The organism is Butyricicoccus sp. AM27-36 (genome assembly GCF_003480945.1).
GTDB lineage: Bacteria > Bacillota > Clostridia > Oscillospirales > Butyricicoccaceae > Agathobaculum > Agathobaculum butyriciproducens.
Genome location: NZ_QUJR01000001.1, coordinates 153709 through 179487 on the forward strand (window position 1 = coordinate 153709; position 25779 = coordinate 179487).

Here is a 25779-nt window from a genome sequence, read left to right on the forward strand (position 1 = left end):
AGAGTGTAAATGATAAATCTCAAAAATTGCTCAAGGATTACACGAAATGAAAAATGGCAGTTGCGGATGCACCGCCCCCGGCCTGATTTCCCAAAATCAATCGTCCACCATGTTTTTCACATAAAATTCTGCTGCTGTAAAGTCCCATTCCGAAATGTGAGGAATTGCTACTTGTCGTTTCAAAGGGATTTGGCCCATTCTGCACGAGAGACAGCGGATACCCCGCACCGTCATCCTCTACTTTCAAGACCAAAGAATCATTTTGCAGCGTTATTTGAATAGAGATTGCTTTTTCTGCAAATCGCGCTGCATTTCCAATCAGATTTTCCGCTACGGTAAGAAATAGCCCGTGATCTATACAAACTGTTCCATCTGATGGTACTAAAACAGAAACTTTTTTGGATAGTGCTAACAGCCGTGCTGTTTCCTGCAATTCACTCTGTAAAACTGATAGTCTGATTTCTTTTGGCTTAACAGAGAGTTGTTCCAATTTTTGAACACTGCTCATAGCTTCTACATACTGCTCGATCCGTAAAGTGTAACTTTCCAGCCGGTCTATGGTCTGTTCATCCTGAATACCTTGCCGCAAAAGTTTTACACTTCCTTTTAAGACCGTAATCGGGTTACGCAGATCATGGGAAAATGCGACATTGAGCCGTTTGCGTTCCTCGGCCTGTTGCCACAACAGCCGATTCGATTTCAAAAGTTCACTCCGCATTTCTTCAAAGGCAGCACATAGCTGTCCCATTTCATCGTTAGACAAAATCGGTAGCGAAAAATCCAGATCATTATTCTGAATCCGCATAATGCCATTTTGCAGGCAGGAAATAGGCTGCTTCAATTTGAGATAATAAAAAAGAAAGACTGAAACAATCAATCCACCTACCGGGAAAAGAATACAGGAAAGCGTCTGCACAATATTTAGGATAGCCAAAATGCGCTGTTGTGACGCCGTAGGAGATGGCAGGGGTACGATTGAACCATCCGATAGGATTTCTACACCGCCTAAAGGATAATAGTTTTCAATGCCACGGCAAAGAAAGATAACCGCACCAAGCAGGAGAAATGCCACCGCTAAACAGGAGAGGGATAATAACAGGAAAGATTTCTTTAGTCCCATATTTTTTAGGCGTTCCACCGATACCCACACCCCCAAACTGTTTCAATGTAATTGTGCAATGTATGTGCTGCAAATTTAGCGCGTATTTTCCGGATATGCTCCATAATTGTATCGCTGTTTCCGTCCCCATCTAATCCCCACACACGCTCATAAATCCGCTCACGATCAAAAACCTGTCCTGCATTGAGGGATAAAAGTTCTACAATCTCAAACTCCCTCTTAGATAGCGGGATGTTCTGATTATTGATTGTAACTGTTCGGGCGGAATAGTCCAGTATCAATTCACCAAAGAAGCGTACTGCCGAATTATTTTGGCGTCGCTGCTCACGGCGCAAATGTGCAGCAATACGCGCCCCCAATTCATCCAAATCAAAGGGCTTGACGATATAATCATCCGCCCCGGCCTGAAATCCAATAATCTTATCGCTGGATTCAATACGAGCAGTCAAAAAAAGAATGGGACAGGCTATGTGTTCCCGTATCTTCTGGCATACAGTCAGGCCATCCATTCCATGCATATTGATGTCTAATAAAATTAAATCTGGTTTGCAGGCTACTTTTTTGAGTGCTTCTTGGCCGCTATAAGCGGTCAGAATATCATATCGTGTTTGAAAATAACTCTGTATCATATCAACAATACCGCGTTCATCATCAACGACCAGTAATTTAGGATTCAAAATCATGCACCTCCATTCTTTATATGATATATGGTAAATCTCAAAAATCCCTCAACTTCCTTTGCTTTTGCGGATATTATAACAGGCAAATGTCTGCGAAATATTACAACGGACAGATTTTGAAAAATATATTTCTTTATAATTATATAGCAGGTTGACTTTTGCAACAAGATTTTATAAGTGTATAGCAAAATAAATAACTATTTCATAGAGAAAAATGCACCGAATACAGGGTCGATAGGCATACTGTATCCGGTGCGTTGCAGACTTTTTAACCTTTCAGATAGTAATGTACATACACATTATAATCTCGACGCCTGGTAATCAGCCGCAGCCAGATATAAAAGTGAGCAGTTTCCGAATACAAATTGAATTCGGTGGGCTCGCTAGTGGGTTGGGCGTACCCTCGGCAGAACCGTGTCAAGGTGTCCAAATTCCGAAACTCCGGCAGTTGGAACAGCGCATCCTGGAAAGCATCAATTTCACGGGCAACTTCCAGAACAGGCGTATCCTTTTGGCACTGATGCCAGGTGGTCCACCATTTCCATCCATCATAATCAGAACGGGAATAGGCTATCTCGCTGGCAGGATGGGAGCCTTGCTGAAACAGATCTTCAAAGGTGCAGGAAGTAGTCAGCAGCGGATCCTCAAAATCGGTCTGCTGCTGGCTCAAACCGTTTTTGACAGCTGCCCATTCTGTTAGAGGGAGTGGGCAACGGTTGGTATCACGCAGGGCTTCATCCATACCGCACGCCTCGCAGATATGGACATCTGCATAGCGGCTCAGGGCGTTGATGACCAGCCTGCGGTCCAGCGGCTGACCACACCGAAGACACAAGGGTGGTTGCTCCGCCTCTGGGGTAAACAGCAGTTTGTCCTGCTGCCATACGGTTTCCAATAGGGATTTGGGATAGATACGGATCTTCATGATGATGTCCTCCTGTTTTATTGTCTTTCATATTCATACCGTTTCCTCCGGTCTTCAGACCAGGGAGGGTAGACACGAAGTTCCTCCTGAAACATGGTCATCAGCTCGGCTGCCATGTCCTCTTTACGCCGGTAGATGCGCTGCTTCTCCGTACCATCGGCATAGCGGATGGTAGTCTGGAGTGCGGGACCTTTCTGCGTGAAGATGAATTTGCGGCCATGAGAAGGGTCAGATGCCTCGATCCAGAGGGGCAGGGTAGTGGAAACCCCATCCGGACACCGCCAGCCGCTGTAATCGGTGTAGCTGAACCCGTTGATTTCCCGCGCTAGCCGGCGCAGGGCAATATACAGCCGCTCAAAGCGGCGCCCCAGTTCGCCTTTCTGCTGCCGGATGTAGAGGGTGTGCCCCTCATGATCCAGGGCATCCAGTTCTTTGCCATAAAACAGGTATTCAGGGTAAAGGCAGCCATCCGATTCAAGAATTTGCCCGGTAGGTTCCGCAAGGTGATTGTCTGACAGCCAGGCCGGAAAAAGTCCGTCTGCGGCTTTTATATTGATGAAAGCGCAGTGGTCGGGCCGGATTCCGGTTAAGTTGGTGGTAAGGGTTTCCAAAAAAATTAGGATGCCGTGATCCTTTTCATAAAGCTTGATGGCGAGATTGCCGTTGGGATATGTACTGATTTTCAAAGTCAGCTGGGATCGGTGTTCGCCCAGCGTAAATGCGAGAGTATCCATAAGTGTTTTCCTCCAAAGAAGCACCGGACGCCTGCAAAAATGCAGATTGCCGGTGCTTCTTAGTGTGTGTTCCGGACAAGAAAACCCGGAGCGGGGGAGAGGAATACAGTTCCTCTTAGGTCATCGTCAGCTACACAGCCAAAGTCTTTGACTCGAACTGATAGCGCAGAATCTGAGCTAGCTTTGTCCTGTTTTCACAAGTAATGTGATAGGTAGGGCCATAGTTATGCCTCTGTTCATCCATTCTTCGAATGGCAATGCTAAATCGGGTGCCTTCCTGGGTGATCCACAGACGCCTGCCCGTGGCAGGATCTTCAGCAATAATCCATAAAGGGCGCTGTATGGTCATGTAGGTCTGGGGAGAAGCACGCCAACCGCTGCGGTCATCGTAGCAGAAGCCGGGAGTAGTCTGCCGTCGTTCATTTAGTACATCATAAACTGCCTTATATTTCATGCACTGCACCGCCTTTCAAGGTTTTTCAGGTAGGCTGCATACCCTTTTGGATCCAGTTCCTGCAGCCGGTTGGCACGAAAACGATATTCAGGATAGGTGCAGAACCCGCTCTGCAAGGTGCGGCCGGTGGGGATAGCCAGACCATGTCGGATGAGCCAGGTGGGAAATTCCGAATCGGCATTGGTGTCGATAAAGGCATGGTCTTTTTGCCGTTGGCCGGACAGGTTGACGGTGAGAGTCGCCCAGGATTCCGGGTCGCCGCTTTCCCATGTCACCATTTGTATGGCAAGGTTTCCATTCAGGTAGGAAGTCACCTGCAGCTGAATGGGGTGCGTGGCGCCAAATTTCTCGTAAGGCAAGGTAACAGGTGCAGCATTGGTATCAGGTTCTCCGCCCTCTACGCCCAGTTCCCAACTAAGGGACAAAATCTGGCTCTGGCTCAGCGTGCGAGCATATTTCTTTGCGTATTTTGGCTTGAAGAGCAGGGCACCGTTCTGCAGGAGCAGCTTTCCTTCTTTTTGGTCCTGAATACAGCGCAGGCCATGCAGACGGGGCTTTGCGCGCTCCACCGCATCGTGGATCTTTGGATGGTCAAACCATATGGAATACTGTACGGCTACATCGAGATTAGGATGCTCCTGAAAGCGTGAGCATAGGAGATCCAGTACCTGTTGACAGACTTTTTTTCGTTTCTCCAGCGTCTGACGCTCGTTAAAGGTCAGCGTGAAATATGAGAAATCCCGTTCGGATGCGTCTGCGGCGCCGCTAAAGGGATTACACCAGAAGTACAGATCCCATCGGTCGCTGCCATAGGACACAGGGATATTTTCGTCATACTGGTAGCAGACAAAGTCCTGTGCGATAGCTTCCATGACGGGTTTCATTGCTGCGCTGCTCTCCAAACTTGTCTGACGGATATACTGATCCCATTCTTCGCGGGTGTGGCTGTCAAAAAACTGTTTGTTGGCTGCTGCCTCTGCTTCGGTGCACAGAGACTGCAGGCGCAGGGAGTGAATGTCTTCTTTGGCATAGCCTTTTTCAAACCATCTGGTATCAATATTCATATGAGAACGATCTTCGTGAATTTTCATTTTGCCTCCTCCTTGTGTATAGCTGCTGCATTTTTTGACGCAGTGTGGTCATTGGTCTTTCCAGTCATAGAGCAGTAGGTCATGTCCGGAAGATTTGGCTTCGGCTCTTTTGTCACGGAAACGGTAATTGGTAAACACAAAGCCGGTGGGCTTGTGGATATAGCGGACAGCCAGAATGTGGAACTGACTATTTAGCCATTCAGCTGAGTCTACGGCTTCCTCAGCGGTGTTCTCAACATCGGCGGCAAAGAGCCAGTTTTCCCAGTACCAGCCATGTCCAACCGTTTCTCTGGCATCCGGCAGGGAGAGTAGCTTTTCCCTTAGTGCTTCCTGATCCTGCAGGTGCGGATATTGTGTATGAACGGACTGCACCAGCGATTGGCGGAATTGGCAGAAAGGTACGAAGGGTTTCTTGCCTTCAAAGTTACCATTGCCGTCCAGTGCACAGACTACGCCATCTGCGATCACTTCCAAGATGAGGTCTTCCCGGATGAGATTGCCATTTTCATGCCAGTCCGGTGTAGAGCTGTACCATGCGCCGCTTTCGTTATCCCGGTTGTAGTAGCGTATCGGTTCTGCAATGGTGCAGAATACATCTATACAGAATCCGGGATCTTCAAACAGAAAAGATATTTGTCGTTTTATCATCAGATGTTTCCTCCTAAATGAAAAAAGGACCGGCAGGCCGCTAAATGCAGTCTGTCGATCCTTTCGGTTATAAGCCGCAGGGAATGCGGCAGGGTTCCTGGTTAAATCAAAGAGATAGGCACAATCAGATTGTTCTGATCAAAAGCACCCAACTGGTCAGCCATGCACAGGATAGCACCAGTGCCGCGCTGCAGCGGAGACTTGTCGATCAGGTCAAACACCTTCGTCAATTTCTTTGGCGGCGAGGCCATCTTTTTGATCTCGATGGGAAACAGTTTTCCGTCCTGCTCCAAGATCAGGTCGATTTCTCTGGCATCCTTATCCCGGTAGTAGTACAGGAATGGCTCCTGACCGGCGTTCTGATAGGTCTTGATGATTTCCGCTACGGTATAGTTTTCCAGCAGTGCGCCGCTCATGGCTCCTTCCATGGCTGTCTCCGGACTGCTCCAACGGGTCAGGTAGCAGACAATGCCGGAGTCGTAGAAGTAGAGCTTGGGCGTGGATACGGTGCGTTTGAGGACATTATTGGAATAGGGCTCCAATAAAAAGATGATCCCCAGCGCCTCCAGAACATGAAGCCAGTTTTTGGCTGTGGTCTGGTCGATCTCCGCATCATCGGCAATGCCCTTGTAATTGACCTGCTGGGAAGTCCTGGCGGCAACAGAACGCAGGAAGCGCAAAAACTTCAAGCTGTCAATGTCATTGGACAGCCGCCGCACATCCCGTTCCATGTAAGTGTCAATGTAACTGGAATAGAAGATGGAGGCATTGGAATAGGTTCCTGTGACCAGGGCAGGCATCCCGCCCTGATGGATATGCTGAAAGACCTCTGGTGTGTTCAGCATTTGGCGTCCGTTCTGCCGTTCTGACAAAAGAGGTAGTTCCAGGCTGAACGGTGGTTCAGGGGGCCGTTTCATGATCTCACTCTGGGAAAGCGGTGAGAGGTGGAGCAGAGCCACCCGGCCGGCCAGAGATTCCTGTACGCCCTCCATCATCTTGAAAAGTTGAGAACCCGTCAGCCAGAAATCGCCGGGCTGATGGCGTTCATCTACCATGATTTTGATATATGGGAACAGTTCCGGTGCGTATTGCACTTCATCAATGAGCAGCGGTGGCTGATACAGCTGGAAGAACATCTTTGGGTCCGTCTTGGCGAGTTCCCGCAGCGTCAGATCATCCAAAGAGACCTTCTTGCGCCCCTTGCCCTCGACCTCTATCAAATGTTCCAGCATGGTGGTTTTTCCAACCTGCCTTGGGCCGGTAAGCAGAAGCACAGGATACTGTTCATTCAGCTCCATTACCGGTTTCTCCATGTGTCGGGTGATATACACAGGCGTTCCTCCTTTCTTGATTTCGGCTGATATATTATTATATACCTATTTTAGCCGAAAAAATCTGATTTTGCAAGTAGGCAGTCTGCAAAGTAAACCTCAGTAGCGATTTTTAAGGGTCATTCCTGCGCAGCGGCGGAGCCGACCATTTCTTTCAGACTGGCGATATACTGCCTCCATGCCTGCTTGGATTCTTCAGCACGCTTCAACTCGGCAAGCTGTTCTTCCGGCGACAGGGCTTCAAACTCGCATTGGCGGCAGTCTCTATCAATATCCTGAAAGATGCGGTTCAGGATGGAGAGAGCCAGCTCTGTAACAGTGGGGCTGTGTTCATCAAGCGCCTTGCGGCCTTGACGGAACAATTCCAGATAGCGCTCATACTGCTGTTCGCTGATAAATTCCCAGCCGTAGGCTTCCTGGATGTCGCTTTCGCTATGGTATTGCATAGCTGCTTCAAATTCTGCCTCGCGGTCTGCGGCTTCCTTTTCGATGTGCCGCTTGAGCTTGGCGCGGATGCGCTCCAAGTCTTTGAGCAAAAGCTTGCAGGCTTTGGCCTCCATGAGATAACCGTGTGCTTCGCTGTTTAGATATTGCTGGGATGTATTTTTCATGCGGCAGCTTCCTCCTTGGATTTGGATTGAACAAAGAGTAGGAACCCTTCGCTGGTATCCTCCAGAAGCTGCCATGTACCATCCCGCCAGACGCAGGCGGTTGCATCGTTGTAGACTTCCGGTATCTTGGGCGGGTCGTCAAAGCATTCTGGCGTCACATAAAGGCACATATGTCCCATATAGAAGGGCTGCAGAGCTGCTTCAATCTCTTTGCGCAGGGCAAGGGCGAGGGATTCGATCTCGTCAATATCCTGGCGCTGAAAGGCAGCATCTGAGATCTGTTTGAGCCGCTTGGTTTGCTTCACAGCTGCATCTATATAGGGTACGGCCTCATCAAAGTATTTGTGTTTGATCCGCATACCGTCAAATACCAGAAAGCGGGTATAGGCGGTAGCAGCTTTACAGATGTCTTGCCGCAAGGCATCAAATGGTTTTTTGTACTTGGTTTTCAGCACCTCCATGGATACGACCTGCAGATTGCGCCGCAGGGTTTCCAGATGGTTCACTAAAGTGGTGCGTAGTTCATCTCGTTCCATAGGCATCCTCCGTGGGTAACTTCCGGGCGGTTATCCGCGCCGGAAGTGGCGGCAGTGCTCATGCACATTGGCGTGGGTAAACGCAAAGCTCTTGCAGGCCAGCAATCGGTTCCGTTCTCTGGAAGATTGCCGGGCAACGTTTGCATGATACTTTTTAACAGATGTTTTTATAGGGTTATTCGAGTTCAGGTTCCCAAGGGGTATCTTCCTCATAAGGCGCAGCCTCCTTTTCATTGTCAGTGGACTTGTCGGCAGCCCGTACCGTCAGCAGAAGGGCATCTTCCCCGACATCGCTGCTGTGGGACTTTTGGGCTCGTTTTCTTTTGCATCGTTCCACGGCTTTGTCATAGTCGTAGCCGATACCAGCTTGCAGCTTGTCCGCAATTTTACGTAGCTTTTCTGCATGGTACTCATAGGTAGCACGATGGAATCCAGTCAGCTCCCACTGATCGCACACCGATTCCAGAAGCCGGACATAATCCCGCAGTGCGTTGACTGTTTTGTAGATATCGCCATAGCAGGTAGTAAAGGTATGGACGCCATCAAGATCCCGAAAGCAAAAAATCAGTTCTTCCCCCAAAAACTGTTCCAGTTGGACTGATTGTGCGATCATTGGCCGAAAAGCTTCCTGGGGCAGTTCGGGCAGTCTGTCCTCATCCATTGCTATCCTCCTCATGTTCCGGTATTGGCGGCTGTGGGCCTAAGCCTGCCGCAAACATCTGCACAGCGGTACGGTAACCAGAGGCGTATGCCTGCTCCAATACAGCAGAATTGCGGCATTGTACCGCAGTCTGATACTGTTCAAAAGCGATGGATGCCTCGTTGGAGAGCAGCGGGAGCAGAGCTTTTTCTTTCTGTTGTACTGCCTGATTAAAAGGTGTGAGGCGTTTATCAAGCTTGAACACATCTGCTTCATATTCGCCATAATAGAGCGAAGTGAGAAAGCGTGGGTCTGCCGGAAAGGATATAGCAGATGGTGCAGGGCGGGAAAGCGCCGCCGCAATATCTTTGAGTGTGTTGATCAGTGCAGGGAGCTGAACATTAAAAAATCTTTGCCCCATTGCTGTTTCGTGTAAATTCATAAAATGAGGCCCCCTTTCTAAAAGCCATTTGCCTTTTACTGTTCCCTGGCAATCCGGTGCAGGTCTGCTAACAGGTGCCGGTTATTCTGCTCATACTGAGGCTGAAAAGGCTGGTCTAAATCAAAATTGTAATAGCGGTAGTAGATCACCTTGAATACAATGCCCTGCCGCATGTCAGGGTCAATGGCGCGCATCAGTTTGCCCAGTTCGGTGGCGATCTCATATTCCCGCTTTACATATTCTTTGTCTTCCCTCTTAAAATTCTGATACAACCAGTCCTTGACGGATACCCGGCTGCCGGTAAAGTGGCTCCGGTGCCGGTCCAGACACAGGCAGTATTCAAAATCACGGCCACGCTCCCCTGGACCTACGGTAAGAGGATAGATACGGCAGGTACGGGTACGGGCAGGGTAGACGGAACAGCGCCCATCCATAAGGAAGATACAGGGGCCGTTTGGGGCTTTTGTCTTGAGCATATAGATAGGGAAGCCTTCTTCGGTCAGTGGTTCCGGTTCGCAGTAGCGGAACAGGAAATCCTCTATTCCTTCAATGGGCTCACCTTTTGTTCGGAGATAGCGAGCCAGGCGGTAGGCGTCCAGACTCTCCACCATTACACAGCCTTCGATATTGCGGCAGCACGCCCCGCATTGACGGCAGGAAAAGGTAAACTGGTCTTTGGGGCGGACTGGTTGAATTTCATTCATGATTTCTTCGTTCATTTTGTTCCTCCATAAAAAGAGCCGTGACGGAATGGTATCCGCCACGGCCAGAACTTGTGGAATAGTCAGCGGGAGCCGGCTGTTCCAATCCATTTACAGTCCCTTCACGCACATGCGGCCAATCTCACAGGGAGCGGACTGACAGCCGCCAGCGGAAAAGGGGACATGGACAGATGGTAGTGGGAGTTCTGCGTTTCAAAACGGACGCAATCCTCCGACTCCTCCAGAATCGCCACCACACGCGAAGTGTGGTAGATGTTTCCTCCGGCGTGCAGAAGCGCACCCCGCCCAACAGACAGTGGACGTAGCAGAGAACCATTCAAAACGATCTGTTTCTTTTCTTTCTTCATTCGGTTTGACCTCCAATCTTTTTGAAAATGTGGATGTAAGGGTATTTCGTATCTGTAATGGGTTTACCCATAGCAAATGTCCAACAGCACATCATGGACTTCGGCCAGAAGCTCTTTAATGCGCCGCATAGGAACCTTCTGGGTGCGGGCAATCTCACGGATACCATAGCCGCCCTGTTTCAGATGCACAATATCCATTTGCTGCTTGGATACTCTGCCGGCCAGTTCGTGGAGCAGAAGATCCATTTCCAACTGCTGCATGATTGGGTCATGGGCAGGAATGGTATCTTCTAAAGGTGCACCATCAGGATATAATCCGACATGAATACTGAGAACCTCCATATTGCGCTTGCGGCGCTCCTGGGTACGGAAGTAATCGAATAAGCAGAATTTCATTCTCCGATTAGCGATGGTGGAAAAAGTGAACTGTTGTGCGGTGAGATCAGAAAAGTAATCCCGAACGGCTTTCAGATAGCCGAAAATGACTACATCGTAAAATTCATCTTCTGGCAACCGGTTTTCGTTCAGAAACTTATAGACCAGGCTATGATGGGCGGTGGCAAATGCCTGTTGTTCTTTGGTTAATGGTACTTCACATAACATTGTATTTTCCTCCTTAAATAAAAAAAGAGGGATACCTCCGGTGTGTTCAACCGAAGGCATCCCTTTGTTCATGTGTCATGTGGCGCAGGTCACATCAAGATACTTATGCGGGCAGCTGCTCGCAGTCACCATTGATCTGGCTGACAGTATAGTGACCGTCTGCCGGCTCGTTGGTCATGGCGCCAGGCTCGATTACATAATCGCAGCCGGTGTCGCGCTGCTCCTCAGTGATTTCGGTACGCTGTTGGAGCAGGAGTTTGATCTGCTCCTTAAAACTGTTGGCGTAAGCCCGGATCTGAGCCAGTTCCTCGCCCTGGAAATCCTGCAGCAGTTTGAAGGTAGCAACACTGTAGTCATTGGTGCCGTTGTTCTCACGCTTGAGACCAATCTGCACGATGCTTCCGCAGGTGGCGCGGCAGCGGAACATAAAAGCTCGATTCAAAAAGTCTTTGAAAGGTTTGATGCTGGTGGGGGGCAGATTTATCTGCAGAGGCATGTACTCTCCACTGCGGAGCAGGTAGAGTATACGCATATTTTTGCAGGCTTTTCCCTTGCTGCCATCAGGTGCAGAACCAAAGCGGTTCATTGCGCAGGTGGCGCAGGCACCGCCGGGTGTACCGATGCCGATCTTGCCATCCGCAGAAGAACAAAGCGGCGTGGTATCGTCATCGTACTCGCTGCCGGCCGGCCAGTAGGCGCAGGTGGCGTGGCTATGCAGAATGACGCCTACCAGAGTCTTTTCATAGTCAGGATTGTCCGGATCATCGGACGGCATCTCGAACTGGAGTGTGCCGCCGGCGGGAATCTTGACACGCGGAAAGCTCATCTGCAGACCATCGGCGTCCTCGGCCAGTTCCTCGGCGCTGAAATCGCTTTCGATCATAGTGGGGAGCATGAATTTTTCCTGTTTCATCAAATCGCTGTTCTGATTATACATAGTGGTTCCTCCTTAAAAATGTGATGGTTGCAGATGGTCAGGCGGCCATCTGATTGATACGGTTCCACTGCTGCCGGGGCATGGACAGGATATTGTATCCGATCCCCTCCAGGGCAGTGGCGCGGTCATAGCTGTCCACATCCTGACTAAAGCGTGTTACGGCATTGGATAGCCCATAGAGGGTCAGATCCTTGCCTTCAATCAGACGCTGCAGAACGCCGGTGCTTTCTTCCTCGGTGATATTGAAATCCTTGCTTGCCAGACGGACAACACTGGGAATATCAGTGGTATTCATCTGGACGGTTGTGGCTTCACGCATCATGCCGACTACCCGTGTAAACCGTGTTTCATCCACGGCGGCCATCACGGTATCCTTGATCTTCATGGCAAATGCGTGGTCATCAGCGGCCAATGTCTCCTGTGAGAACAGTTGGAAGTTTTCGTCTGCCTCATTGACCCGTCCGATGTGAGTACGGCGAGTCTGGGCATCGTTGACAACCATGCCGTTACTGCATACCAGCCGATAGACCAAAGGCTGGATGTTGACGGAACCCAGTCCAACCTCACTATTGCTGATGATAACGCCGGACTGCACGATGTCACCGGGTACAACTTCGGCTTCAAGCCGCTTGTTGACTACCTTGATGTACATACGGCTGTCCGTGATCTGGCAGCTTTCAAAATAGGCGTCCTCCATTTGCTGAATGACAGGAAGGACGATTTCTGCAATGTCCAGGTTGTCAATGCGGCGATAGCGGTTGCTCAAAAACGCCCGTACAGTGCCATCCAGGGTGCGGACCATACGCTGGGTCGGTTCCCGCTGGAACCAGGAATTCACATTCTCCGCCAGCAGTTCCGGATAATCGGAAAGCATACGGTCATAGTAAGCAGCCGGAATCTTCAGATGTGTGCCGATCTGCCGATGGGCGATCTGGTTGATCTCCAGTGGCTCCACCAGTGGGTCATCGTGGTCATCAAAGGTGTGGAGATAAAGTTGAGAACCAAAAGGTTCTACTTGAAGCCGACGGGTATCAAGCAAATAGTCTTGCTTGAGTTTGGATTGGCGTTCAATCTGCTGTGCCATTTCCACGATGGTAAGTCCTGATTTCATTCGTCAAGTTCACTCCTTTCTCTGTGTTCCTTGGCAGCAGAAGCATTACCAGGACACCTGAATGCCCTGGGCAGTGACTTCAGCGGCCAGACCATTGCTTTCCAGAACCTCTGCCAGACGGGGCCAGTAGACCTTCTGGGGAAAGTTGTTCAGATGCTCCTGAGAAACAGCATCTTCGCCCTGCTCAATGCAGATATCACCGTCTTCCCGAAGCGTCAGTTTACTGTGCCCACGGGAATTAAGGTCGGAGATCAGTGCTTCCAGTACAGAGCGTCCTTGCGTTTCATACCAGATACGGGGATCAACAGGCTGCCTGTTCGGAGGTGTTGCATCATCCTCGTTAGTTTCTCCGCCGACCTTGGACAGCGGAACGATTTTGACCATATCGCATTTGATATTGGCGTTCTGATCCAGTGTCACATCGGCGTGATCAAACTCGTCAATGCCAAACACACGGATTCGGCCGGTACCGCCATTGCGGATCAGCTGCTCCGGCTGCTTTTCACACCACTCGAAGGTGGCTTGCGGATAAGCGGAGCGCAGATATGCCAGAATACGATGGTTGGTGTGGCGCACCAGAAGGTCATCGGAGTTGGTGCCGCCCAAGTCAGGAATCTCAAAACTTCGTGTTTGGATGCCTTCTGCATGGAGCTGTCTGGTGCGCTGTTGACGCTGGCGACGCCGTTGGGCCTGCTGCATATAGGGGAGAAGCAGGATCAAAACTACCCACAGTCCCCAGAGAGTGAAAACGCCCAGCAGCAGCCAGATCTGCCAGGGCCTGCGCACGAGAGCCATAATTGCGATGACCGCACCAATCAGGATCGTGATGCTGCCACTCAAAAGTCCTCTGTCATTATTCATGTTTGATACCATCCTTTTTTCTGAATTTGTTGGAAAACAAAAAAAGAGGGACCGCACCAAGCTTTCAGTTTCATTCTGAAAAACTTGATACGGTCCCTCTTAGGAGCCGAAGTAAACTACTCCGGCAGGGATTCACGGTCACCGTCCAATACCTCCGCGGGAGGCAGTGCGGGTTCCGCCGTAATGTCCGGGTCATTCTCTTGTCTGTTCGCCGCGGCGGGCTGTTTGGGGAGAAAACCGAAGTCATTTAGACTGACCTTCAGTTTCTTTTCCAATTTGCCGTCCTTCATGCGAACATCTACCAGCCGCTGTGAGCCGGCAAGCCAGATCATACTGCCTTTTTTGACCTTGAATTGCATGAGCCGGGTGACATCTGCATCCCAGGCCCACACCTGATAGAACTGCGTCCAGTTTTTGGTGCGTTCCATCAGATCAAAGCATACATAGCTTTGTTTGGACTGGCTTTCTTTGGGTACGAGGTCGTTCATGACGCGCCCGAACACAAAAATCTGTGCCATAACACTCCTTTCTGCCATTGGCATTATTATCTATATAAAAAAGTGCCAGCAGTTTTTCGACCCTAAAAGGGCGCAAAAAATCACTGACACTTGCATACAAACTTAACAGCGTGTGCAATGCAGGCTTTTGGCCTACGGTACAGATCAAAAAGACCTGTATTCCCAAATGGGATACGCACAAAAATCAATTACAGATACAGTATAGCACTGCATCTTGTGCCTGTCAAGATGTAAAACACTATATATAGATTTATAGCCAGCGACAAGTACGATATGTAGTAGTTGAAAAGGTTTTACTCTGTAAGATGGTTCATAACGCGGTAGTAGTCATCCAATAGGTAGAACTGAGTCTTTGTTGGGGATGCCGTTTGATAGTCAAAGGTCAGGCCGTATAGGCTTCCGGTGCCATCTACTCCCAGAGGACCAAACCAGCAGGACATTGTATGGCCGTTGAAATACCATAGCTGCAGGTCATTATATTCCGATTCGGTAACGAGTCTTTTGCGTGCCAGCCGAAGGGCGTCATCTTCACTGATCAAAGGATGGGACAGAAAATGGTGGTAGAGATCATCGGACATACCAAGTGCCTGCTGGTAGGTAAGCGGGTTGGGATTGTCCAGCCACCAGCGGGTCAGCGCTTCAAAGTCATGGACGACTGGGCGGGGCGTAAGGCTGCGGAATTGCTTTAGAAAAGCGATTACTGTTTCTGGAGCAGCTGGAGCTGGTATAGGTATTTCCTGTACACAGTCATTGAGAAAGGCAAACGCGATTTTTTCACCGGTTTTGTCCTCCAGCATCAGTCCGAAGCGCGACAAAGGAGCGAGCAGGAAATGCTCCAGCGCAAAGTTTTCTTCCAGAAAGCGATAGACTTTATATTGTTCGATGGTATGGGGCTTATACATAGGAAACCCTCCTTTCCTTGATCTACCCAATAAATAGGGACAGAAGGAATGTATTCTGCAAAATATAAGGAAATCAGGCGTTGGTCATTGTGATTTGCAAAATGCCCTTTAAGAAAGCGAGGTGGCTCAAAACCACCTCGCATTTTTAGGATTCAGAGGACGGATCGGGATGTTACTCCGGCTCGCTGATTGCTTCATAGCCCAAAAAGCTGTTCGTTGAAAGGGCTGCGTCCAGATAGTCATTTCCCACGGCAGGCCGCGCCCCTTTCTGAAAGTAAAATCGGTAGGGTGCGCCTATTTTAAGCCGGGCCGATTTACTGAGAAGCAGTGTGATCTCTATACCATGGCTGTCTATCAGATGTACTTTGCGGTAGTGGCGGAGCATAGGTGTACTGATACCGGCGCAGATGCCTTCCACTACCTCGTAGTTCTTATGTGCTGCAGTCGCCCAGATCCATCGACAGGATATAAGACAGGCGCAGAGTACGACAATCCCCAATGCCAGCAGGATATGATCTTTAGTCGCCACGCAGATGATGACGCTGATTCCCGCACTGGCGATTCCGGCCAGCAGAGTGAGCAGAAACTTTCGCTGCAATACGGTGGGAAAAAGAGTCCATTGTTTCATCATGCTCATACCCTCTCAAAGATAATCTGCTGCCGCAGATAAAGATTGGCAACGGCTAATGTCACTGGCTTGCTGCTCTGGCTGATTTTGACCATGCTGGCAATGTTGTCACTGGTGGTCGTTTCATCTCCGTAGAGGGAATCCAAAAGCGCACATTCATTGGGGAGGCGGGAAATATTTTTATCTATGCACTTGATGATCTCTGCAGTGGAGAGCAGGGCTTGGCCGGCAAGGCGCATGACCAGAACTTCGTATTTGGTGCGTTTATCTTTCTGGAACAGTTTCCGCGCAGCGGATACCGGAACATGTGCCAGCAGCGTCAGCTTGACAAAAGAGGCGAGCCGGAGGAAGAACGGTCCGCTGGTTGGGATAATGCTGAGCGAACCAAGCAGGTCATACAGAGCATCGTATTCTGTTTCACCGCTGCCGGATACCAGAAGACCGCGGGTAAGCAGTCGGTTTGTACAGTCTTCCCAAGAACGCTCGGTACAGTAACCGGATGCGGTGGCTAGCTTTTCGTATTCTTGTGCGATGTCATCCCAGCGCAGGATTCTCCAGTTGAGCATGCTCCAAATCACCATTTCCTGCATATCGGCCATGTACTCCTGACCGCCTAACAGGATGATTGGACAACTGCGGTTGCAGCCGTTTGTCCTTCGTTCAAACCGGCCGACCGCAGTGTATAGGGTTTTGATTGCCATATTTCGATACCTCCTTTTTATACATATCCCTTACTGTTATTGATGCTGATTTTCAACAGATCAAAGCAGGCAGGTTAAAAAGTCAGGGTCATTGCGAAGTTTTTCCAGGGAGCGGGAGATCCAGGCGCCCACATGGGAAGGAGGGACTTGATAGAGGGCGGCGATGTCTGTAATGCGCATTCCCTGAACCTTCAGCGCCAGTGCTTCGATGCCAAGTCTGGCAACGCCCTGATAGTTCTGTTTGCTGGCTTCCAGCAGATCAAGGGTCTCCAGACGAGAAAGGTGGGAGTCAAAATGGTCATCCGGCTGGTCTACCTGCTCTCCATCTGCGGCCAGCTCGCCCTGTTCTCCGATGATCAGCCGACTGATGTGCCGCCCCTGACTACAGATTTTTCGGCAGTAGGAGAGGAGTCCATTTTTCACAACCTTTTTGGCGTAGGTTGAAAACTGCGCCTGTCCGGCATTGTAGGTAAAAGCGGCCTTGCAGAGCCACAGGCATCCTTCCTGAAACAGATCTCCGTACTCCAGACCACAGATGCCGGGATTTACATGGATGTTGTTGACAATGACCCAGTGAACGATGGATAGGTTTTTTTCTACCAGTGTCTGCTGGTCTTTGGTAAGCTTAAAGTTTTGCTTCATCAGGCTTCACCTCCGTTCAGGCAGCACGCCCGGATGTGTACGCCGGAGCCTGCTGACAGAGGGAAATGACTTGCTCACACATATATTCGGAAAACTGGCCGATGTGGGTCTGGTGTGCATCAAGCCCCAGTTTGGCTTGCAGCCAGATATAGACCTCCCATTTTTCCATATGGCAGTCCTGCTGCAGTTTTTTTAGGGCACGATGGGCCAGAATGCGTTTGTGGCGCAGATCGCCATTCGCCAGTGTCCCCATGGGGAGCAATGTGCGCTCATGAGCACTGACATAGGCATTGCAGGCCGGCCATCTGTCGCAGACATACAGGAATTTTCCTCTGGTCTGTGGAGTAGATCCATACACAAGGCTTGCAGGCCGAAGAGAAGCGTGAGCATGACAATAAGGACATTTGATTTGCTTTTGTTTCAATAAAATCACCTCCATTACGCGCCGATGACGGCGGCATTGCGTCTTAACAGGCAGAATCATCCGAAGTAGGTATCCCGGTCTGGGCATAGCTGTAAAAACGGACATACATGGTCCGAAGAGGTATGCCATTCCAGAAACTTGGTATAAGCAGTCCGGAACGAGCGGCACTCCAGAATTGCAGAGCATTCTTCGGGGTCCACTGCTTCTCCACTCAGCTTCCGCACTGTCTGGACGGACAGAAAGATCGGCTGACAGCCTGTGTCTGCTGCCATCAGGAACCCCTCACAGGATGCCTGCCGGATCATTGGACAAAGTGAACCGCTGCAGCGGATGAACAGGGCGTTGCGCCAGTTACCCCGGACTGCCTGCAGAAAGGAATAGAACTGACACGGTTTTTGATTCATGCTTTCACCTCCATTAGTCGTTATCTGCAAATAAAAAAGGGGCCAGCTGCAGAAGTTCTGCAAACTGGCCCCTGATTTGGTGCTTAGGAGAACAGACTTTCAATCTCTTCAGTGATGCGGGGGATGACCGTATCGTTGAAGATGAGGGTCAGAGCCGCCAGGAGCAGCGCACCCAAAACTACGGCGATAATGATCTTGACGGCATCCGAAATGTAAAAATCGCCGCGCTGATTGGACAATGCCATACGGCCGCGGTTGAGCAGATAGTTGGCTTTGGTATAGATACGGGTCGTGAATTTTCTCATGGTTAACCTCCTGTTATGTGTTTGATTTGTGGTTGGGTAGGTATATCAAGTCCACCGTCTGTTAAGCGCGGCGGATAGGCTTGATCAGATTGTTTTTGTTGGAACGGGGCCGGTTCGGATATGCTTTAGGCCGCTGGAACAGCAAGCAACGAAATCGGCGTTTTTTGGTGCCGGTATCATTCGGCGGATAAAATTTCTTTTTGGGCATAGGCATTCTCCTGTAAAAAATGAAGCCGTGCTGATGAAACAGACCGGCTCAGTTAGGACCAATGGAAATAATGTGCCTGTCGCTATGGAAAATCGCTTGGGTACAAACGCTCACCTCCCTGTGTATTTGTCTTCCATATGAGGAGCAGGTATGAAAACGCCCGGAAGTACCGGGTCGGATACCAATTAGCCAAAGAACGCCCCGAGCGAACTCATAACCTCGGTACAGAGCACCACCAGATAGATAATCATAATGCAAATCAGCATCATCATAGAGTAACGCTGAATCTTTTTGGGACGTTTGGCAGCTTCCTTCTTCAGATTGTTCTGCTCGATCTGGCGCATATCGAAAGTAATCATTTTGAAGTACATCCGCTGATCATCGCCGCGCAGGACACCAATCAGGCCACGGATCACATCGGACAGCATGGGGCTGCCAATGCGGGTTTCAAATCGAATGAGGGCATTTTCATAGTTGCCGGTCTTCATATCAGCAATGGTCTGATCCAGCTCGGCGCCGAAGTCTTTCCCAGCCACACGGCGGTAGGAAGTCAGAATTTTAAGTACATCCCTGTCATTTTCAAGGCTCTGGCCGACGGTCAAAGCAAATCGGGGGATCTCTCCCTCGATCAGTTTGCGGCGCTTTTTAACAAAATCAAAGGCTGCATAGTAGGTTGAAAACCACAGCGCTACCGCAAGGCCAATCAAAATAGGTACCAGCAGCGGAATAAGAAATGCCATGGGGATGGCACACAGGCCAACTGCCCCTGCAGTTACCCAGGCTCTGGCTGTATAGACCTCCGGGGTAAGCTGCAGACCTGCAATGTCCAGAGCGCGTTGCACCTTATTGCGCTTGAGCCGGTCCAGCCGCAAATAAGGGGCGATCCAACCGGCGATTTTTGTCACATAGACATCAAGCAGCTTTTCATTTTTGGTGCCCTGCTGTTTGCGGGAGAGCATCATCATTTGTGAGGTCTTCTTGGTCGGGATGTCCACAAAGGCACAGGTCAGGTTGTAGACAGCAAAACCGAAGAAGATGATGGCGATGAGCGCCAGAAAGGTCATACGCTATCACCTCCATATTCGATGGGCTTGCTCAGTTTCATAATCTGGGTCAGCGCAAACAGGATGATGGCTGCACAGATTGCCAGTGCAATTTTGCCCGGTGTGGTGAAGATAAGGGTGTGGAACCAATCCTCATTCAAGAAATAGAGCATCGGCACATTGGCGATAACCAGAAATATCATGGTGATGGCTTCACGCCGCGGTCCTTGCATCATTGCCTCCAGTTCCGACTGCACCACACGCACATCGGAGAATTTCTGGTTGATGGTAGGCAGGGTATTCTTCATACTGCGGTCGGACTGGCATTGGATGAGGGTACCGCACCATTCATGGAAGACCCGGTTGGGAATCTTCATCTTCAGGCTGTTGATAGCACTGGTGATGTTGGCATTGATCAATTCCGCTTCATAAACGAAGGCTTCAAAGTTGGCTTTTACCGGCTCATTGATATAGGGCAGGTTTTCCTTGACAGAACGGATCAGATCCTCGGTGCGCAGGTAGGAAGTCGTGATGATGGAAATAGCGGTTTCCAGTTCTTCATTCAGATGCTTTTTATAGCTGGCGGCAGTGCTGCGCAGATACCAGATCGGTATAAGGGAAAAACCGATACCCAGAATGGGCACCATGTACACATTCCCAATCAAAAGAGCCAGCACAGCCCCCACAGCGAACAGAATCAGGGACAGTCGTTTTATTGCCTCATAGCGGTCCGCCCGTCCGGTACCCTTCAAGATCTGTTTCAGTTCGTAATCCTGATTAAAAAAACCCTTGGCTGGTGTGCCCAGAAGAACATTCAGTTCATCAGACAAGGTGGCGGATTTTCGCTGGGAGCGGAAGAGGGCGTCAATAAAATCACCCGGCTTCACACCAAACAGAGCCAAAAGCCCAGCACTGAGCAGGATAAAACAGATAAGATAGATCCATTGCAATTAACCCACCTCCTTTGGCGGCTGCATGAATTCTTCCAATTCCTTGTTGGAAATGCCATTGTCCAACAGCCTTTTCTTCAAGGAATCGGAGATCAAGCCGATTTTTTTATGGTGCCCCACCACACGGGTTTCACCACGGTCATCAGTTACATTGTCCTCCACTTCATATTTGTATAGGGAATGGGCGATCAACCGCCCGTCCTGGTAGTCCTCGCCCTCGATGATTTCCATGATCTTACGGGAACGGTCCTCCAGCTGCTTGGTAAAGACGATGATGGGATACGCCTCTACCATGATCTGCATGAGGATGGAGTCATCCATGTTGTACTTGCGTTTGGCAAGGGTCATCATCCTGCGGTAAGTACTGTTGCAGGAATTGGAGTGGATGGTGGTACATACGGTATGGCCGGTGCGGGAACTTTCGGCTGCGGACAGGCTTTCTGCCGCTGACCGCATTTCACCTACACCGATGACATCCGGATGCTTACGCAGCACCCGCTCCAGAAGAAAATCCTGATTGATGTTCAGCGCAGGGTTCTCGCTGGGGCGGGTCAGCAGATGTACCACGGAATTGAGGATATTGCCCTGTGCATCCCGCTTGACCAGATCAAATTCGCGGCTGCCTTCTTCAATGGTAATAAGGCGCCGGTTATTGGGCACATTGGACAGCAGCCAGGCCATGATCGTGGTCTTGCCGGAGCCGGTGGAGCCGGCAATGCAGACGGACACCCCATATCGTATACAGGCAGTCAGAAAGTGAAGCATTTCAGCGGTGGCACTGCCGGAGTTCAGCAGTTTTTCTTCACTGACGGTCTGCTGGTTGACAATACGGATGGAGGCATTGACGCCTACATCTGCATCCACAATGGGAGTTTTGTCCACTGAAATACGGATGTTTTTGTCCAGAAATCCCACAATGCTGGGCATAGTATCATCAATGACCATGCCGCAGGCGTTGAGCATTCGGCGGATCACATCGATGGCGTGCTGGGGCGAACTGAATTTATCAGAGATCTTGATACTGCGCCCACTGGATTCGATCACTTCAATGTCGTTGTAGGCGTTGATGTTGACCTCCTCAACACCAGGCTTATAGATCCATTTCTTCAAAAAGGAGTAGCCGGCCATGTCTTCATAGAGCTTGGAACACAGTTCTTTTGTAGAGAGCCCGTCAAGGGCATATTTGCGTTTGACAATGTAGTGTTCCATCAGTTCTTTCAGCAGGCTTGTGGCACGCTCTGCATTGCCTTCCCCAGCTTCAGCAATGGTGGAGGCATGGTTTTCGGCAAAATACCGCTGTACATCCTCCAGTACCTGGTCATAGGTCAGCTCCTGATTGGCGGCCGGTGTGAAGAATATATCATTCAAATTACTCATCGGCATCCTCCTCACATTCATACGCTGCATCATCCTCTGACTGTTCGGCCAGTTCCATTTGCTCCAGAATTTCCAGTACCTTGTTCAGTGAAGCAGTGTATTTGGGGTTACAGTAGGTGATAGCCTTGAACATACCGCCTTCGGTAGCACAGCGGTCGATCTCCTTACTGTAGGGAAGCAGGCCGTCAAACCCGCCAATGATATAGCCCATTTCATCCAAGGCGTGGAAGGGACGGGCCAGACCGGCGAATGTCATATGCTCAGAAAACCGGAAGCGCTCGTCCACAAGCAGAGGTTGATGGGCTTTCAGGTAGTTGATGCCCTTTAGGTCCGGGGTGAGGATACGGATGACCACATCGCCGGCTTCAATGGCGGCGGGAGTGAACACATTGGTCATGCTGGTGCTGCAGTCCAGAATGACGAAATCTACCAGTTTGGCGGCAGCATGAATGAGCTGCAGTACCATGGTATATTTGACCTCTGGGTAGCTCAGCGGGTTTTCTCCTGCCGCATAGCCCATCATCCCAATGAAGGGATAGTTTTTCAGCACTGTCACATGACTGGCGACCAGAGATGTATCAATCTCCACACTGCTCAAAACCTGGCCGATAGAGGTATTGGTCTGGATGATCTGCTCCGGTAGCCAGACCGGCAGCATAGGGACATTCATATCGGCATTGATAATGATGGCTTTCCGCTTGTCCCGGGTCAGGGCTTTGGCCAGAATACAGCAGAACATGGATTTGCCGCTGCCGGGGCTTCCCCAGACGGTGATAACTTTACCCATAACGAAGATCCTCCTTCCTTGATTTGATTATTCTGCCGAGGGTGCAGTTTCATTAGTGGATTGTGCAGACTCTGCAGTTTCCGTTTCCTGGGGTTCACTTTCAACATCAGAATTTTCCGCATCTGCAGCTTCTTCCTCAATCAAAGTTTCGGGGAAGTAGATTTCCTGCAGAGTCTTATCCTGCTCGGCAAGCAGCTCATCTGCCAGTTTGTCATTGTTGCGGGAGATAAGAGCCACATGAGCTACGCCGTCATTTTCAAGACCGGTAATGATCTTCGCCTGTTCAGGGCTTGCCAGCACAGTGATGGTGGCTGACTGCTGCTTTTCTTCATCCTCCGTGGGCTCCTTGGCATTATCCACATTGATGCCGTCTGAGTCTGTGACGGACAATACTTTGACAAAACGCAGTTCCGGTACTTCGGCCGCCGTATCAAGAAAGTGGTAAATACGGATGATGTCACCGGGCTGAAGCTTGTCAGAGAGGCCGGAAGCAAGTGTTTTAACGGTCAGCGAGATAGCGACCTTACCGGAAGGGATGCTGTTGAGCGCCACATCGGACGAAACCGGTACAGAGCTGATCTTGCTGGTAAGGATATAGTCACCCACAGCCAAGTCGGCGGTAGCGTAAAGACCATTTACATCAGAGAGCTGATGGGCGATGTTGGAGGGGAGGTTATAGCCGCCTACCTCAACCACCTCGGCATTTTCTGACGAGATTTGTTCGCCTTTCAATACCGGCTGGGTAATGCGGACGATTTCCTCCTTTCCATTGGTCTGACGGGCGATGGTTGGAAGTGCCACAAAGGCGATAACCGCCGCCAGCAGCAGAGAAAGGATACCGAAGATGAATCGGTTATTGAGTTTCATAAGCGTTGTCTCCTATCTTAAAAATAGTTGGGCCAAGGTCGCTGTACAGCAGCCGCAGGCGAGAAATGGCAGGAACGGGATAGCAAGGGGCTGCCCGGTTCGGTAAAGCCGCCTGAGAAGAAAGATCACAGGCATTGCGGTAACAGCTGCAGTCAGAAAGACCAGCGCCATGCCGGAAGGACCGTAGACCAGCCCTAATATCCCGCAGAACTTGATATCCCCGCCGCCCAGACCAGTGCCGTTTGTTGCCAGTGCAGCTGCCAATGGAATACAAAAGCCGAGCAGGGCACCTACCAGAGCATGGGTAGCGACCGGCCAGAGAAAGAGCGGCGGAAGTCCATGATTTAACAGGAAATACCCTTGAAGGACCGGCGCCAGGGCAGCTAAGGGGATAAAAAAGACGAGTGCCCGGTCAGGCACCCGTCTGTAAAGCACATCGTAGACAGCAAAGCCGGCCACCACAAAAAATATGGTAAGCAGGTAAGCTGTCCAGAGGTTATTCTCGATTGGTATACCAGTCATCATAAAGGCTCCCTTGGATCGAAACATAGTCATTTAGGTTGATGGATAACATACCGTCAGGAGTCCAGGTATCCCACACCTGTGTATAGATGGTGTAGTCGGTGGCATCGGGGAACCACAGCGGTGTGAAATGCACTGTCCGGTCATAGGTGGAAAACTCGTTGGGCTTAAAGATGAATTTTGCACTTTGGCCGCCGGAACGCTGCAGAAGCCGCAGATAGGTCTGATACTGGAACTCAGGAAATACGGAAAAGGCAGTTTGGGGATAAGTAATGTGGCTGGTCGGGGCATCTGTTGACAGCGTTGCCCGCACTTCGGTTTTAACGCCGTACCCGCTTTTCATCGTCTTGCCGGATGCTGTGGGTACAATATCATCTGGCATTAGAGACATCTCGCCGCTGATGGAAGCGGAGTAGCCCGTATATTCGTATTCCCAATATCCTTCATCGACCCAGTGACCGCCATCTTCACCGTGGTCGCACCATACCCATACAGGCACCCAGTAGCAGCTCCAGACGCCCCAGTTGGCAGTGAGCTTCTGCGTTTCATTGGGCAGGGGCGGCACAGAGTAGCCGGGATTCGTGTCGGTTGCCACAGGGTCAGGCGGAATGTGTTCATTCAGGTCCACGATCTTTGCGACAAAGGTATCCTGGGCGGTATAGGCGCCGCTGACAGATACTGTAATGGTTATGGTCTGGGGTGTGGAGGGAGTATGCCATTTGACCCAGACTACCTGACTGTCACCGGCGGGGATCACTATATCATTGACCCGGTAGGTGGTGCCGAGGATATGGAAGGTAACCGATGCCGGATTATCCGGCGTCAGATCTTGGTCCGTCCGTAGTGTGACGGCGGTGATCACATCCGTGTCCACTCGGTATTCAACATCAGGGGCCTCAATTTCTCCTTCCGGCGGAGCTTCATCAAACCAGACGATACCAACGCCAAGGGTGCTGATGATGTCGGAATTGTTCTGCTTTCCAGTGGTGTTGCCTGTCCAGACGGAGATGCCAAGGTCGCTGAATTCCAGGAACATTGACAGCGGCAGATTTTTATGGGTAAGCGAGGTCATGGTTTTCCGCAGATTGCCGCCGGACATCTGATCATACAGGCCGGCCTCAGTAGCTGTCATGCAGTAATACTGACCGTTGTGAGTGAAGTAGGCAATGGGTTCAATCAGAAGCTTGTACTCGCCGGCAATCATCCGTTCATAATCGACGCCGGCTGCCTGAGCGACCATCATGCACGCATATTCAGAACAGAAATACCGTTTGATGGCTTCGATGTTGCTCTGCCCCTTGCTGCTGACGATGGTGGGCATAGACTGTGTAGGTCTAATGCAGGAATAGGCAACGCCGGACTGAAGGGAGAGGCCGGTGCCGCCCAGATATTGCAGCTTGTTGACTTTACCAAAATGGAGAAGACTGGTTTTCTGCGTCCGGTTTGAAAAGTCCAGCGGCGAAGATACGGCAGTTCCACTGGATGCGTCAACAACAGTAATGCGAACGCCATCGTTGCCTGAGTTCCAGAAGTTGCTGCTTGTGCCCTGACCCATGCTGCCACCGCCGCCATCTATGTTTCCATTTCCGCCCGATGCAAAGGCAGAGGAGGGGAATAGACAGAAAACAAGGGTAAAGCAGCATAGGAAGGCGAGAAGTCGTTTCAAATACATCACGCTCCATTCCTTTTGAAAATAGGAAGGCCGCCA

34 protein-coding genes are annotated in these 25779 nt (G+C 50.3%); all 34 read right to left on the reverse strand.

What is annotated here, in order from left to right; genetic code table 11:
* Positions 1 to 37 precede the first annotated feature (37 nt).
* The 34 genes from DW724_RS00680 to DW724_RS00840 all read right to left on the reverse strand — a co-directional run bounded on the left by DW724_RS00680 (position 38) and on the right by DW724_RS00840 (position 25743).
* Positions 38 to 1138: a HAMP domain-containing sensor histidine kinase gene (locus tag DW724_RS00680; RefSeq protein WP_330426311.1), complete on the reverse strand. Its 1101-nt coding sequence runs from the start codon at positions 1136 to 1138 to the stop codon at positions 38 to 40.
* Complete coding sequence (locus DW724_RS00685) at positions 1126 to 1797, reverse strand: response regulator transcription factor (protein WP_442861246.1); 672 nt, start codon at positions 1795 to 1797, stop codon at positions 1126 to 1128. Before DW724_RS00685 ends, DW724_RS00680 begins: the two co-directional genes overlap by 13 nt.
* Before the next feature lie 271 nt (positions 1798 to 2068).
* Positions 2069 to 2725, reverse strand: coding sequence for a hypothetical protein (locus tag DW724_RS00690; RefSeq protein ID WP_243105661.1), 657 nt, complete (start codon positions 2723 to 2725; stop codon positions 2069 to 2071).
* Positions 2726 to 2742: 17 nt separating this feature from the next.
* Entirely contained in the window at positions 2743 to 3459 is a 717-nt protein-coding gene (locus DW724_RS00695) for a DUF4313 domain-containing protein (protein WP_118760340.1), read from the reverse strand.
* Positions 3460 to 3589: 130 nt separating this feature from the next.
* Positions 3590 to 3913 (reverse strand): hypothetical protein, encoded by a 324-nt coding sequence (locus DW724_RS00700; protein WP_118760341.1) that lies wholly within the window; start codon positions 3911 to 3913, stop codon positions 3590 to 3592.
* Positions 3910 to 5004, reverse strand: coding sequence for a DUF4313 domain-containing protein (locus tag DW724_RS00705; RefSeq protein WP_118760342.1), 1095 nt, complete (start codon positions 5002 to 5004; stop codon positions 3910 to 3912). The genes DW724_RS00700 and DW724_RS00705 overlap by 4 nt, the downstream gene beginning before the upstream one ends.
* 48 nt (positions 5005 to 5052) lie before the next feature.
* The gene (locus DW724_RS00710; protein WP_118760343.1) at positions 5053 to 5652 is read right to left on the reverse strand and encodes a hypothetical protein; all 600 of its coding nucleotides are present in this window, start codon (positions 5650 to 5652) and stop codon (positions 5053 to 5055) included.
* A 101-nt stretch (positions 5653 to 5753) separates the two neighbouring features.
* Positions 5754 to 6965 (reverse strand): ATP-binding protein, encoded by a 1212-nt coding sequence (locus DW724_RS00715; RefSeq protein ID WP_118760694.1) that lies wholly within the window; start codon positions 6963 to 6965, stop codon positions 5754 to 5756.
* Between the two features lie 137 nt (positions 6966 to 7102).
* Positions 7103 to 7594 (reverse strand): adenylosuccinate lyase, encoded by a 492-nt coding sequence (locus DW724_RS00720; protein ID WP_118760344.1) that lies wholly within the window; start codon positions 7592 to 7594, stop codon positions 7103 to 7105.
* Positions 7591 to 8130 carry a decarboxylase gene (locus DW724_RS00725; protein WP_118760345.1) on the reverse strand — a complete coding sequence of 180 codons (540 nt, stop codon included), beginning with the start codon at positions 8128 to 8130 and terminating at the stop codon, positions 7591 to 7593. Before DW724_RS00725 ends, DW724_RS00720 begins: the two co-directional genes overlap by 4 nt.
* Before the next feature lie 175 nt (positions 8131 to 8305).
* Positions 8306 to 8791: a hypothetical protein gene (locus DW724_RS00730; RefSeq protein ID WP_003502003.1), complete on the reverse strand. Its 486-nt coding sequence runs from the start codon at positions 8789 to 8791 to the stop codon at positions 8306 to 8308.
* Positions 8784 to 9212 (reverse strand): DUF6809 family protein, encoded by a 429-nt coding sequence (locus tag DW724_RS00735; protein WP_003502005.1) that lies wholly within the window; start codon positions 9210 to 9212, stop codon positions 8784 to 8786. Before DW724_RS00735 ends, DW724_RS00730 begins: the two co-directional genes overlap by 8 nt.
* A 35-nt stretch (positions 9213 to 9247) precedes the next feature.
* On the reverse strand, positions 9248 to 10024 hold the full coding sequence (locus DW724_RS00740) for a YkgJ family cysteine cluster protein (protein WP_044911379.1): 777 nt from the start codon (positions 10022 to 10024) through the stop codon (positions 9248 to 9250).
* 11 nt (positions 10025 to 10035) lie between these two features.
* Positions 10036 to 10281: a hypothetical protein gene (locus tag DW724_RS00745; protein WP_003502009.1), complete on the reverse strand. Its 246-nt coding sequence runs from the start codon at positions 10279 to 10281 to the stop codon at positions 10036 to 10038.
* 63 nt (positions 10282 to 10344) lie between these two features.
* The gene (locus tag DW724_RS00750) at positions 10345 to 10884 is read right to left on the reverse strand and encodes a hypothetical protein (RefSeq protein ID WP_003502011.1); all 540 of its coding nucleotides are present in this window, start codon (positions 10882 to 10884) and stop codon (positions 10345 to 10347) included.
* A 103-nt stretch (positions 10885 to 10987) separates the two neighbouring features.
* On the reverse strand, positions 10988 to 11821 hold the full coding sequence (locus DW724_RS00755; protein ID WP_003499649.1) for a hypothetical protein: 834 nt from the start codon (positions 11819 to 11821) through the stop codon (positions 10988 to 10990).
* Between the two features lie 37 nt (positions 11822 to 11858).
* Positions 11859 to 12932, reverse strand: a complete 1074-nt coding sequence (locus DW724_RS00760; RefSeq protein ID WP_003499648.1) for a DUF932 domain-containing protein — start codon at positions 12930 to 12932, stop codon at positions 11859 to 11861.
* A 45-nt stretch (positions 12933 to 12977) separates the two neighbouring features.
* Complete coding sequence (locus tag DW724_RS00765; protein ID WP_003499647.1) at positions 12978 to 13793, reverse strand: hypothetical protein; 816 nt, start codon at positions 13791 to 13793, stop codon at positions 12978 to 12980.
* A 116-nt stretch (positions 13794 to 13909) separates the two neighbouring features.
* Entirely contained in the window at positions 13910 to 14311 is a 402-nt protein-coding gene (locus DW724_RS00770; protein WP_003499646.1) for a single-stranded DNA-binding protein, read from the reverse strand.
* Positions 14312 to 14604: 293 nt separating this feature from the next.
* Complete coding sequence (locus tag DW724_RS00775; RefSeq protein ID WP_118760346.1) at positions 14605 to 15213, reverse strand: hypothetical protein; 609 nt, start codon at positions 15211 to 15213, stop codon at positions 14605 to 14607.
* 172 nt (positions 15214 to 15385) lie between these two features.
* Positions 15386 to 15844, reverse strand: a complete 459-nt coding sequence (locus DW724_RS00780) for a hypothetical protein (RefSeq protein WP_308459193.1) — start codon at positions 15842 to 15844, stop codon at positions 15386 to 15388.
* Between the two features lie 2 nt (positions 15845 to 15846).
* Positions 15847 to 16542 (reverse strand): hypothetical protein, encoded by a 696-nt coding sequence (locus DW724_RS00785; RefSeq protein ID WP_003499643.1) that lies wholly within the window; start codon positions 16540 to 16542, stop codon positions 15847 to 15849.
* Positions 16543 to 16602: 60 nt separating this feature from the next.
* Positions 16603 to 17184: a sigma-70 family RNA polymerase sigma factor gene (locus tag DW724_RS00790; RefSeq protein ID WP_050624190.1), complete on the reverse strand. Its 582-nt coding sequence runs from the start codon at positions 17182 to 17184 to the stop codon at positions 16603 to 16605.
* A gap of 16 nt (positions 17185 to 17200) precedes the next feature.
* Positions 17201 to 17617, reverse strand: coding sequence for a zinc-finger-containing protein (locus DW724_RS00795; RefSeq protein WP_238117715.1), 417 nt, complete (start codon positions 17615 to 17617; stop codon positions 17201 to 17203).
* A 47-nt stretch (positions 17618 to 17664) separates the two neighbouring features.
* Positions 17665 to 18012, reverse strand: coding sequence for a hypothetical protein (locus tag DW724_RS00800; RefSeq protein WP_118760347.1), 348 nt, complete (start codon positions 18010 to 18012; stop codon positions 17665 to 17667).
* 83 nt (positions 18013 to 18095) lie between these two features.
* Positions 18096 to 18317 (reverse strand): DUF6133 family protein, encoded by a 222-nt coding sequence (locus DW724_RS00805; protein WP_003499639.1) that lies wholly within the window; start codon positions 18315 to 18317, stop codon positions 18096 to 18098.
* A 61-nt stretch (positions 18318 to 18378) separates the two neighbouring features.
* The gene (locus tag DW724_RS15740) at positions 18379 to 18525 is read right to left on the reverse strand and encodes a hypothetical protein (protein ID WP_006873413.1); all 147 of its coding nucleotides are present in this window, start codon (positions 18523 to 18525) and stop codon (positions 18379 to 18381) included.
* A 185-nt stretch (positions 18526 to 18710) separates the two neighbouring features.
* On the reverse strand, positions 18711 to 19589 hold the full coding sequence (locus DW724_RS00810) for a hypothetical protein (protein WP_050624192.1): 879 nt from the start codon (positions 19587 to 19589) through the stop codon (positions 18711 to 18713).
* Positions 19586 to 20518: a type II secretion system F family protein gene (locus DW724_RS00815; RefSeq protein WP_003499637.1), complete on the reverse strand. Its 933-nt coding sequence runs from the start codon at positions 20516 to 20518 to the stop codon at positions 19586 to 19588. Before DW724_RS00815 ends, DW724_RS00810 begins: the two co-directional genes overlap by 4 nt.
* The gene (locus DW724_RS00820; protein ID WP_003499636.1) at positions 20519 to 21895 is read right to left on the reverse strand and encodes a CpaF/VirB11 family protein; all 1377 of its coding nucleotides are present in this window, start codon (positions 21893 to 21895) and stop codon (positions 20519 to 20521) included.
* Positions 21888 to 22682: a hypothetical protein gene (locus DW724_RS00825; RefSeq protein WP_003499635.1), complete on the reverse strand. Its 795-nt coding sequence runs from the start codon at positions 22680 to 22682 to the stop codon at positions 21888 to 21890. The genes DW724_RS00820 and DW724_RS00825 overlap by 8 nt, the downstream gene beginning before the upstream one ends.
* Before the next feature lie 27 nt (positions 22683 to 22709).
* The gene (cpaB, locus tag DW724_RS00830; protein WP_003499634.1) at positions 22710 to 23549 is read right to left on the reverse strand and encodes a Flp pilus assembly protein CpaB; all 840 of its coding nucleotides are present in this window, start codon (positions 23547 to 23549) and stop codon (positions 22710 to 22712) included.
* A gap of 12 nt (positions 23550 to 23561) precedes the next feature.
* Positions 23562 to 24074: a prepilin peptidase gene (locus tag DW724_RS00835; RefSeq protein WP_003499633.1), complete on the reverse strand. Its 513-nt coding sequence runs from the start codon at positions 24072 to 24074 to the stop codon at positions 23562 to 23564.
* Positions 24046 to 25743: a hypothetical protein gene (locus tag DW724_RS00840; RefSeq protein ID WP_044911223.1), complete on the reverse strand. Its 1698-nt coding sequence runs from the start codon at positions 25741 to 25743 to the stop codon at positions 24046 to 24048. Before DW724_RS00840 ends, DW724_RS00835 begins: the two co-directional genes overlap by 29 nt.
* Positions 25744 to 25779 lie beyond the last annotated feature (36 nt).